This window comes from Emticicia fontis (assembly GCF_054779675.1).
Window position 1 is genome coordinate 919 of sequence record NZ_BAAGXU010000060.1, and the last position, 12,823, is coordinate 13,741.

The window sequence follows — 12,823 nt, forward strand, 5'->3', positions numbered from 1 at the left end:
TGTTAAAGTCAAGGTATTTGGCGCACACACTACTTTTGGATTGGGTGCAGTGATTGTTGGCGCAATTGGTTGCGTAACAATCTGTAAACCTGTAACTGCCAGACTTGATGGAGAAGTGCAACTACCCAATGTACAAGTGGCTGTAATGCTATAAGTGCCTACACTTGAAAGTATCAGACTTGTACCCGTCGCTCCTGTTGACCAGTTCACTGTTCCGCCACATCCACTGGCCGTTAAGGTCAATGTATTTGGTGCACACACTACTTTTGGACTTGGGGTACTAATAGTTGGGGCAGATGGTTGAGAAACAATCTCTAAACCCGTTACTACATTACTCGCGCCGCTTGCGCAAAATCTTTCTGTGCACCCTGCGAAAATACCGTAAGTACCTATAGATGAAAGGGTAATACTTGTGCCGGATGAACCATCGAACCAGGTAACTGTACCTGCACAGCCAGTAGCAACTAAGGTGATTGTGTTTGGCCAGCAAACTACTTTCTGATCTGGTTCTATAATAGTTGGAGGTGTCACCGGAGGAATAATTTCCATTCCTGTGACAAGTGCACTTTCTGCACTCCTGCAAGACCCGACTGTACAATTAGCTGATACAGCATAGGTACCAGGTGCTGTTATAAAAAGGCGATTGCCAGTAGCACCGGTTGACCACTGTACTCTTCCTGCACAGCCACTTGCCTGTAAATCTAATCCAGTAGTATTTTCAATAATACCACAAACTACTTTTTGATTTGGGCCAGAAATCGTTGGTGGAGCAGGCTGGTCTAAAACTATCAGGTCTGTTATAACCGAACTTGCCACACTTGTGCAGCTACCAACGGTACAAGTTGCCGATAGGCTATAAGTACCTGCACTTGATAGTATCAAACTTGTACCTGTTGCTCCTGTTGACCAGTTTACTGTTCCGCCACATCCACTCGCTGTCAAGGTCAAGGTATTTGGTGCACATACTACTTTTGGATTGGGTGCTGTGATTGTTGGGGCAATTATACTTCCATAGACAATTTGCTGGGTAGCAGTCCGGCTACTTTCACCACAGGCATCTTTACAAGATGCATAGAATGTAGTAGTTGCAGAAACATTCTGGCTCAATGGTGAGCCCGTACCTATGGCACTGCCTCCTGTAGCCTGATTGTACCAGGTTACTGTACCCACGGCACAAGAGGCACTTAAAGAAATGGTAGTAGGGCTGCAAATTGAAGTATGACTGATTGACACATTGGTCGCTACGGGTAGCCCTGAGTATTCAAAAGCGCCAATATCAGCCGTACCACTATTAAAAGGACGAATATTATTTAAAATATCTGTTGTTTCAATACCTGTATTTGTTCCGGCATTAATGGCAGGTGAGCAGGCTGTCAGGTTAAAGCCATCATCAACCGTAAAGAATTGGTTATCTGCCCCATCGGCATCATTTTCGTTATTGAATAATGGGTTGGCATCTATGTTTCCATTAGCACTGCCAAACCCCTGAATCAATGAATTCGTTTGATTCAATGTTGGCGTACCTACCGGATAATTAGCAATTGGGTGTGCAAAATACCCTGCATTATTAGTAGAAACTGAAGCGGTATTACCCCAGATGATGGTGTTCTTAAGGTTAATGGTCGTTGAGTTACTATATACCAACCCGCCTCCATTCGTAGCCGTATTTTTTGCGATAGTAGCGTTAGTAATACTAAAATTATTAATTGATGTAATGAAAATAGCTCCGCCGTAACCCGCAGAATTACCAGAAAATACCGAATTATCAATTTTACCAACCCCTGTCTCGTGTGAATAACCTCCTCCTAAATTTACTGCAAAATTATTCTTAAAATATGCCCGGTTAATAATAACATCAGCTGAATATACAGCAAATACTCCTCCACCTTCATTTAAAGCACGGTTTCCCTCAAAGATAACATCTGATAAATTAACAGGCCCTGCGATAATTACTCCCCCACCCTTACCAGATTGATTCTTTATAAATCTGGAGTTTTTTATCTGAGTCCCTCCTCCGCTAATAAGCATACCCCCACCGAGATCAGTAGAACTATTCCCGATAAATGTTACATTGTTGACTGTTAAACTATATTGACCTTCAGGTAAATTTGGTCCGGCATAATAAATCAATCCTCCACTGAAGCCATTAACGCTATTTACAGAGCCTGAAGCATTACCTCCTTTTATGATAAGCCCATCAATTACTCCGCCCGAAACTGGCCCACCTATCAGGACTACATGAAAAGCATTTTCAGTATTATTGGTTATAGATAGCGTATTCCCCTCTCCTGAAATCGCATCGTCGTTATTGAAGTCACCACTCAGAATAGTGGGATTTGCTGCTACATCTCTTTCAGACAGTAAAGTTTCATCGCCTCTGAACCCACCGTAAATCAACAACTCTGCCTCAAGCTGAAAGGTTTTATATCTGTTATCTGTTGAGTCCTGAGGAAGTAAAGACGGATGATAGGTACCTCTGGCTATCCATATTTCAGTTCCGGCACAAGAATTCTCTATAGCCGATTGCAGGCTTGTATAAGCATTTTGCCAACTGGTACCATTATTGGTCCCTACGGCATCATACTTTACATATTTCCGAGCAGGAGTACCCACACGTACTAATTCGGGAGTACGACCTGATTCACAATTTGACACATTGCAGGTGGCATAATAAGTAGCTGAACTTTGCAATCCTGCAGGTAAGGTTAAACTATACGCAGTACTGAGGATACTTCCTCCTGTTGCCTGGTTGTACCAGCGAATGGTTCCTTGAGCACAACTTGCCGTTAATGTAATGCTTTCCCCCTGACAGTAGACAGGCTTATCTGAACTTATATTTCCGGGAGCAGTAACTGCAGTAACTGATACCTGACCGACGAATACCCGATTACTTTCATTTACGCCATTTTTACATGAAACATAGTAATCAAAAGGCTGTGTTGAGCCAAGCGTACTAATTGTAGGGGTAAGTATCAAAGGCGACCCTGTTCCCAGAACCGAACCGTCAGTTTCAACAGGGTACCAGGTTGCTACTCCTGTTGCACAAGTAGCTGAAAGAGTAAGTGTGTTCCCTGCACACATACTGTTAGGAATTGCACCTATATTTGTAGGCACACCGGGGATTGCGCAATCTACATTTCCTGAAAAATATACGTTAAATTCCTGATTAGCGTTTGCTGACAGTCCGGTCATTGTTGTTGGTAAGGCATTGCTGAAAGTCTGTGCCTTATAATAACCCGCGTTTGCTCCCAAGGTATTATACAATACTTGCTCCCCACTGCTCAAAACAAAGCCTATCCAGTATGAACCTGCATTCAGGTAGACATTAGATACGAGCGGGAATTTACTTGTACCAATAGGTAAGGTGGGTAAAGAAGTATTCGAATTTCCTAAAGAACTTGCCAGAAGCGTGTTTGGAACTCCGCTGTTATCTGAGTAAATGCCTAATTTTACCCTTGCTCCACCTGTAAAACTGGAACTTATAATCACTGCCATGGAATCGACAGTTATGCCCTGACTAATGGTTGTTTTATAGAAGAAAATATTATTCTGAACTACCGATGAAAAACTGCTCAGAGGCGCGGCTAGTCCACCATCAGTTCTGCTTACCAGTACCCGATTGGTAGCTATCCGGCTGCTTTCATTACAAGTGGTTTTGCACGAAGCATAAAAGGTAGTGCTGGCAGCAACGTTCTGGCTTAAGGGTGACCCTGTGCCAATGCTACTTCCACCGGTAGCCTGATTATACCAGTTCACAGTTCCTGTGGCACAGGTAGCCGTCAGACTAACACTCTCACCCACGCAAACGTTTGTAGTATTCACAGAAACACCTGTTGGATTACCCGGAGCAGAAGCTATGGTAACAGCATTGGTGGCGACTCTTTCCCTTTCACAAGACCCGACCCTACACGAAGCATAGTAAGTGGTATTGACAGTCGGGTTATGAGAGACCGGAGAACCTGTCAATATATTAGATCCGCCCGTATCCTGTGTATACCATCGTATTGTACCTGAGCTACACGTACCTGTAAGCGTTACCGACTGTCCAGAACAAATAGCAGTATTATTGACAGATACACCTGTCGGGAGCGGTACCGGAGTAACAAGAATCTGGCTAGAAGTATATACACTGCTTTCACAATAATCAGTTTTGCAGGTAACATAATATCTTGTCGTAGAAGAAGGGCTATGCGTAAATGGCGAACCCGTGCCAATGATACTGCCGCCTGTTGCCTGATTATACCAGGTGATAGTTCCGGTAGCACAACTGGTGGTCATGGTGATGCTTATGCCCTCACAAATACTCGTCTGGCTGAATGAGACAGCCGAAGGAGTAGTTGGCTGAACATTTACTGTAATGTTTCCTGCAAGAACTCTGACACTTTCGCAGGTTCCGTCGTTACAAGCCGCATAATAACTAATATCTGATGTAGGTGATAGTACCCGTGGAGAGCTGGAAGCAATAAGCGACCCACCTGTTGCCTGAGCATACCATTTCACGGCTCCAGTGGCGCAGGTAGCTGTTAAAGTTACACTACTGCCATTACAAATAGATGTATCGCTGGCCGCAACACCTGTGGGCGAAGCCGGAGATGTAGCTACATTTACTATACTTGTAGCTGCTCTGCTGCCCTCGCAGGAACCATTTTTACAGGCGGCATAATAAGTAGTGCTTGCCATTGGGCTTTGAATTAGTGGAGAACCCGTGCCAACAAGTGTCCCCCCTGATGCCTGATTATACCATTGCACTGTACCCACACTACAGGTAGCTGACAATGAAACCGGATTACCCGAACAAAGGTTAGTATTGTTGGCAACAACACTGGTTGGGGAAGTCGGGGTATTAGCCACCAATGTAGCAGCATTTGAGTTGATGTTGATAAAGCCGTTAGATACTACGCATCGGTACTGATAGCCGTTAAGACCACTTACATTGCTTATATTCAGGGTAGCAGTATTTACTCCCGAATAAACGCCGGATTCACTTAAATCGGTAAAAGCAGCAATTCCTATTTTTACCTGCCATTGATAAGTGGTGGCATTATCGGCCGCTATGGTGAAAGAAGCACTTCCTGTTGAACAGATAGTCAGGTTATCCGGTTGGTCTGTAACCAAAGGATTCGGAATACCACTTGGGTTGAAAATGAAAGGTTCTACGCCTGCCTCAGCATCCTGACCTGAAAAAATCAACTTATTTCCAAAAACAGATATATTAGTGGGTAGCATTTCTACCACCTCACTTGGCCCATTCACTTCTACTGTCCCGACTGATGTCCCATCTGTTTTCCATAATCTTTTTGCGCCAGAGGCATTGGTGGCAGTAAAATAGAGTGTTCCGTTAAAATTAATCAGGTTATCAACATTTGAATCAGTGCTGGTATTATTACAGTCTTTTATCATTACTGTGCCATTGGCAGTTCCGTCACTTTTCCAGAGTTCTCTCCCATTTACTCCATCGGTTGCCACAAAGTAAAGCGTGCCATTGATGTCAATCAGTTTATCTGGCGATGAGCTCGCTGTGGCCGTAGTCGTATTGATATTTTTTAGCATTATGGTTCCCGCAGCTGTCCCGTCGGTTCTCCATAATTCTGTACCATTCACACCATCGTTGGCAGAAAGAAAAACATAATTACCTGCTTTGGTAAGGTGAGAAGGATAAGCAAATCCACTGGGGTATATTTCTTTTACCAGTTCGGTCCCTATTTCTGTTCCATCGCTTTTCCAGAGTTGAGCGCTGTATAATTGAAATAACAATATACCATTCAGGTCTGCGAAATCTGACGGTTCGCCATAGCCAAAATCTTTCACCATCACTGTGCCACCGGCTGTACCATCTGTTTTATACAATTGCTCATACCCATTTGTTCCGCCGCTGGCAGTAAAAAACAGGGAATTATTTGATACTATTAAATTCTTAGGAACTGAGCTACGGTTAGTTGGCTCAAGATTAATAACCAGCGAAGTTCCTGCTACGGTACCATCCGTTTTCCATAATTCATAGTCGTTAGCCCCATCTTTTGCTGTAAAATAAGCCTGATTATTAAACAGAGTAAATACTCCGTAATAAAAGTTGAGTGCTTTGAGCAATGATGTACCGCTTTCGGTACCATCGCTTTTCCAGAGTCCTGAGCTCCCGTTATTTAAAGCTCCCACCCAGGTATTATTGACGGTAACTGTTCCCGAAACAGTTGTACCGGACGAACCACTACGAATATCCTTTACCATAGTAGTACCTGCGTTGGTGCCGTCGGTCTTCCATAATTCCGCTCCGTTTGTGCCATCGTTGGCAATAAAAAAAGACTGGCTTCCTACGTTCGTAAACAATCCCGGGTTAGAGTTGCCGGATATCTGATTAATGTCTTTTACAAAAGTTGTTCCCCCATTAGTCCCATCCGATTTCCATAATTCATTTTTGCCCACAGCATCAACCGCAGCAAAATAGAAATTGCCGCCAAAGACAAAATAATTCTGCGGATTTGAGTCTGCTGTACCCGGATTCATATCCTTTACTAATACAGTTCCATTAGTAGTTCCGTCACTTTTCCATAATTCTGTACCATTTACGGCATCATACTGTGTAAAGTACAGGGTATTATTAAAAATGAAAAGATTTTCTAAATAAATCAATGCTTTTACTAATACCGTGCCCCCTGCTGTTCCATTCGTTTTCCACAAGCCATAATTTGTGCCATCTGTGGCTGTAAAATACAAGGTATTGTTGTAAACAATAAAATTTTTCGGGTCTGAGCCTTCTGTACCTGAGCCATCGGCTGTAAGATTAATATCTTTTAATAATACTGTACCTGCATTTGTTCCGTCGGTTTGGTATAATTCACGACCAGACAGACCGTCATCGGCTGAAAAATAAACATTCCCATTGAAAAGAGTAAAATACCCCGGATAGCTATCGGCATCAGTTACAAAAGGAGCAGATTGAAGGTTGATATTTTTAAGCATTCTTGTGCCGGCCTGCGTTCCATCTGTTACCCAGGGTTCGTAACTATTTGAATAGTTATGTGCAGAGAAATACAAAAGCCCCCCGGCATTGTAATACCCACCCGGGTAAGTATCTCCGGATTGGTTAATATTGGCTAACTTAAAAGTACCGCCTGCGGTACCATCACTTATGTATGGATCAGAGTCAAAATCTGATGCACTTGCCGTAAAAACAAGTTTATTATTAAAGGCTGTCAGCCCCCCAATTTCTGCACCACCTGCGCCACCTCTTATATCTTTTACCATCACCGTTCCGCCTACGGTTCCGTCTGTTTTCCATAATTCCTGTCCATTTGCAGCATTAGCTGCCGAAAAAAACAGGATGCCATTAACGACGGTAAATCCTGCCGGACTAGAGTTACCAGAGCCTGCATTTATGTCTTTAAACAAATAGGTTCCTTGTGGTGTACCATCGGTTCGCCACAATTCGGTGCCATTTACGCCATCGGTGGCGCTGAAGTAAATAATACCGTTGTAGGCAAAAAGGTTAGCAATATTTGAAGAGGCAGTTCCGGGGTTGATGTCTTTTAAAAGCATAGTACCTCCTGAGGTACCATCTGACACCCACAATTCTTTGCCCAAATCGGTAGTAGCTGCAAAGCACATGAGAGTGCCTGTACTGGCAAAGAATTCGGGGTTACTGGCATTGTTAGTGATAACCGTGTTAATGTCTTTCAGAAGACCGACACTCTGGGCATTTGCTATCAAGCTTACAGTCCCCGACAACAGGAGTAACAAAAAGCCTCTTTTAATGGTAAATAGTATATTCATAGTAACAATGAATCGATTATGAGTGTGTTTTATGGGGGTGGTTTAAAAAAAAACCGCAAAATCATTACAGCTTAAAATCTTGATGATGATTCTCGCCGGAAACTTTTCTGATACGGATAGACTTAGATTTTTTCAAAAAACTCTTGACTCTTCTTCTTGAAATAGCAATTGCTTCGTCGTTCTCCATTCGGATAGTGGCATACTCCATCTCGAAATCGACCATAAAATTGAGGTTAATAATAACTGAGCGGTTGAGTCTGAAAAAAGCCTGGTTTGATAAGCGTTGTTCGAAGATCCCCAAGGTGCGGGAAGAGGTCACGGAGCTGCCATCACTCAAGAATATATGCGTATAATTGATGTCAGCTTTGAGCATTAATATCTGACTGGGCCTGACAGCCAAATGCCTGTTAATGGTAATGTACATTTCATTGTTCATGGTAAAAGATATAAGGGGTTACAGAATACCTTTATGGGAAAAGTAAAAAGGAGAAGTACATAGCTTCGTCAAGTAATGTATTTGGTCTTCTCCTCTTACATCTTTTACCATTAAAAGGTATGTAAAATTGATTTTTTGGAGGGAGCAATGGGTAGTAAAAATCCGTCAAGTCCTGACAGATTTTCGTCATGGGCATAAAAAAAGCCTCATTTTGAGGTTTATCAGGTAGTTTTTCTTAATATTCGCTGGGTAGTACACCAAATTTTTCCTGAAATGATCTGGTAAAGTATGAGGGGTTTTCATAACCTACCTCAAAGGCAATTTCAGCAATGGTTCCGGTGTTTTTCCGGATTAACTGGGCGGCCCTTTCAAGGCGGTAATCTTTCAGAAACTCAACAACGGTCTTATTAGAAATGGCTTTCATTTTTCGTAGAAGCTGCGACTGGCTCATACCGATTTCACGGCTGAACTGCTCTACCCCAAAACCGCTATCAGACAAATGTGCTTCGGTAATCTGTTTGATTTTAAGTAGAAAAGAATCTTCAACCGAAAGCACTTTCTGGGTATCGGGTTGTAGGGAGACAATATACTGGCTGAAATAGGCTTGAAGTCGGGTTTGTTTTTCGAGCAGATTTTGTACCCGTGCTACAATTTCGTCTCTATTGAATGGTTTGGTCAGGTACTCGTCGGCTCCTATCTTAAAGCCTATAATCCGGTGTTCTACTTCTGCTTTGGCAGTAAGCATGATTATTGGAATATGACTGGTTTTTTCGTCAGATTTTAATTGCTGACACATTTCAAAACCATCCATACGAGGCATCATCAGGTCGCTGATAATTAAATCAGGGATTAACTCCATCGCCTTTTCCAGCCCTTCTCTTCCATCAACAGCCTCTGCTATGTTATAATTTTCTTCAAAAACCGAGCGGATATAGATTCTTAAATCATCATTATCTTCAACCAATAGTAGTGTTTTTGAATTATGTCTTTCGGTTATGCTGCTGATTTTATTTACTACATAAATAGTATCTGCTATTTTTCTCTGTGGCTGTAAATCATTTATTACTTCTGACGAATCTATTTTTTCAAATGGAATACGAATAAGAAAAGTACTCCCCTCCCCTGGTGTACTTTCTACTTTGATATCACCATTCATGAGCGTTACTAACTCTTTCACCAAGGCAAGACCTATGCCTGTTCCTTCATAATTCCGATTGGTATTGCTTTCAACCTGATAGAAACGGTCAAAAATCTTGTTTAGTTTTTCCGGTACAATACCGATTCCGGTATCTGTAATCTTTATCTGCCATATTTCTGTACCTGACTTATTTAATTCTGCACCCTTTGCAGAGGCAGGACCTGCTGTTAAGCTTATGGCACCACTTATGGGAGTAAATTTAAAAGCATTGGAAAGCAGATTGGTAATAACCTTTTCAATCTTATCTGTATCAAAGCGGGTGATATAACTTTCGGGCAAGATATTGATTTCAAATTTTATCTGCTTATGCTCTGCCAATGAACTGAAAGAGCTGGCAAGTATTCTGATAAACCGGGCTATATCGCTGCTTTGCCTATTCAGTTGCATTTCTTTCCCTTCGAGTTTTCCCAGGTCTAACAATTGCTCAATCAGATTTAGTAGCCGATAGGCATTGCGTTGCATTAAAGGCAGAACAGTTTCTTTAGGATACCTAATCAGAAGTGTATTGATAGGCCCAAGCAAAAGTGTCAGAGGTGTCCGGAATTCGTGTGAAATATTTGTAAAGAACTGCGTTTTAAGCGTATCTAATTCTGTCAGCCGTTCGGCTTCTTTGTCTTTATAGAGCAATTGCGCTTGCAAACGCACCCTGTTGATCTGATTCTGGTATAAACGATAGGCAATATAGGCAACTAACAATACATAAATCAGGTAAGCCCACCAAGTTGCATACAATGGTGGGTGAACTCTGATAGATAATTCAACAGGTTTACTCCAGACTTCGCCATTGGTTGTGCCCATTACCTGAAAAGTATAATTGCCTGAAGGTATTTTGGCATAATTAGCAAAACGGGTAGTTCCTGCCTCCACCCAATCGTTATCAATTCCTTTCAATTGATAACGGAAACGGTTTTTTATTGAATTCGTATAGTCCATCAGACCGAACTCAATCGTTACAAGATTTTCGTCATGAGCCAGATCCAGTTTCTGAAGATATTCAACCGAAGTACTAATCAAGCTGTTTTCGTCGGTGGGCTCAACAAGCTTATTATTTACCTTTAAGCCAATTAACTTTACTGATGGTGTTGATTTGGCACTATTGATTTCGGATGCTCTAAAAATATTGACGCCATTGATACCCCCAAACAATAACTCACCTGTTGGCGCTTTAAAATAAGAATCAGTATTAAATTCATCTTCCTGCAAGCCATCTGATTTATTGAAATTGCTGAAGATAAGTGATTTCGGATTTAATCGGGCTATTCCACGATTTGTACTCAGCCACAGGTTTATATCGTCACCAACAAGCACCCCATAAACCACCTTATTAGGTAAGCCTTGTTTTTCTGTAAAATGCTCAAACGTATAATTTTGCTTATTTAACCTTTCTAAACCACCGCCTTTGGTACTGACCCACAGGTATTTCTTTGGTTGCAATGGGTCATCTATCATGCCCGAAACAAAGTCGTTACTAAGGCTTTTTTTATCATCTGTGCTATTTTTAAAAATAGCATATTGCGGTTGCGTTTGTAATTGCGTGATTTTAATGAGTCCTTTTTGCGTACCAATCCAGAGAGTATGGTTAATATCCTGATACATGGCATAGGTTTCAACAGTGGAACCATTCTGGGGAAGCAGGTTTTTAAAGGAATATCCTCTGAATTTTTCATCGACCGGATTAAACTTCCACAAGTTTCCATCAGTCATTCCCAGCCAGATATTTCCTTTCTCATCTTCATGAATCTTTAGTTTATAAGTACCCTTGATTAACTCTGATTGCGGAATAGGATATTCGTCAATCAATTGCCAGTCTTTTGAATATTTTGCCAGAAACTTCTCAAACCTGCCAATCAAACCATATATCATCCAAAACTGACCTTTTTTGTCTTGTATCAGGTATTGATGGGTGAATGTAGCTTTATCGGAGATTTTGACAGGCAAAGCTTCAAGGGTATTTGCATGCGTATTGAGCTGAAAATACTGATAGGCCGGATTGAAGTTACCATGTACGTAGATACGTCCTTGTTGGTCTTGCCAAAGCATAGACGGAGAATGATCGGGCAGGTAAGACCTGAATTGCTTGGTCAAAGGATTAAATTTTAATAACCCAAACCCACCAGTACCCAACCATATATTGCCCAGTTTGTCTTTTATGATTCTCGTAATGGTTCTGCCATTGGGAATTTTAGCATAAGCACTGGATACATCTAATCTATTCAGTTTTAATAAACTGTCTGGTTGAAAAATCCATAAATAGTCATTATTGACAATAGCGATGCTTCCATCAGATAATACATTTGCATTCAGCGTCTTTTCTAAAGATGAGCTTATCTTTTTCACACCTGTTTTATCCCAGCATTCAATCATTGTGTCTTTAAATACCCAGAAACGGCCCTGCTTGTCTTGAATAATAGGAGTTCCTACCCTTCCGACAGTAGTCAGAATTGCATCGGCTGAAGGGTGATTTGCATGATTTTTATACAATGAGTAAGAGTACTGTGAACGCATATAATGACCATCAGATAAAAAACTCACAGGCCTATGCGGGAAAGTGGCGTTTTGAATCCATGAAGAAAAGTCTGCCTGCCCGGGAAGGTTAGTTGTGTGGGCAATCGTATATATTTTATCGGCTGCATCGGTAATAATCCAGATATTACCTTCATTGTCCTCTTTAATAGTCAGGACAGAGTAGTTTCCGGCATTTTTCTGGTTTTTATCAGCAATCTGCGCATGATAAAACTTTTGTGTCCGGCTGTCAAAAAGATTTAAGCCGTCTTTTTCTGTACCAATCCAGATTCTTCCTTTCGTGTCCTGCAAAAGGACTGTGCAAGTATTACCCGAGATACTATACGGATTGTAAGAGTCGTGCGTATAAACTTTAAAATTATACCCATCGTATCGATTAAGCCCATCTTTTGTAGCCACCCACATAAAGCCTTCCTTATCCTGCATTAAATCGTAAACCATCCCCTGCGAAAGACCCTCTGCAATACTGATTGATTGCCAGGGGCTTGATTGGGAATACGATTCTAAGTTCAGGAGCAAACCAAACAAATATAAAAGGCGTTTCATGCAGTGAACAGGCTATAGGAAGTGTAAATATAATTAACATAAGTGGTAATTATCCAAAATAAAGACAGGAGGAATAATTTTTATAGGATTGGAAATGCTAAAACACTAAAAGAAATAAGTTTAAACTGGTTCAAAATACAAATGCAACGCTTTCCAATTTTTATATTGAAAAGCGTTGCATTTGTATTGACTTGAAAAACCTGGCTATACTCTCATATCAATTATTACACCCCTGTATCTGAGCCTTGAAAACACTTCCTGTTGCTGACTCAAATCCCGGATTCAGTACAATCGATTTCCCCGCATTGTAAGTCACATTGGCAGGTGATATAATCTTATTATCTGCATTAATC

4 protein-coding genes are annotated in these 12,823 nt (G+C 41.4%); all 4 read right to left on the minus strand.

All coding sequences use genetic code 11. The features are described from left to right. On the minus strand, nucleotides 1-7,767 hold a 7,767-nt coding region (locus ACYVFA_RS23715), incomplete at its 3' end, for an ELWxxDGT repeat protein (protein ID WP_460474350.1). Nucleotides 7,768-7,831: 64 nt separating this feature from the next. Then, nucleotides 7,832-8,203 carry a LytR/AlgR family response regulator transcription factor gene (locus ACYVFA_RS23720; protein ID WP_460474351.1) on the minus strand — a complete coding sequence of 124 codons (372 nt, stop codon included), beginning with the start codon at nucleotides 8,201-8,203 and terminating at the stop codon, nucleotides 7,832-7,834. A gap of 235 nt (nucleotides 8,204-8,438) precedes the next feature. Next, a complete protein-coding gene (locus ACYVFA_RS23725) occupies nucleotides 8,439-12,470 on the minus strand; it encodes a hybrid sensor histidine kinase/response regulator transcription factor (RefSeq protein WP_460474352.1) in 4,032 nt (1,343 codons plus the stop codon). 217 nt (nucleotides 12,471-12,687) lie between these two features. Further along, entirely contained in the window at nucleotides 12,688-12,822 is a 135-nt protein-coding gene (locus ACYVFA_RS23730; protein WP_460470845.1) for a 3-coathanger stack domain-containing protein, read from the minus strand. Nucleotide 12,823: the final 1 nt, after the last annotated feature.

Coding starts and splice junctions, on each gene's coding strand:
- ACYVFA_RS23720 (WP_460474351.1), bottom strand. CDS start 8,203: ATGAACAATGAAATGTACATTACCATTAACAGGCATTTGGCTGTCAGG.
- ACYVFA_RS23725 (WP_460474352.1), bottom strand. CDS start 12,470: ATGAAACGCCTTTTATATTTGTTTGGTTTGCTCCTGAACTTAGAATCG.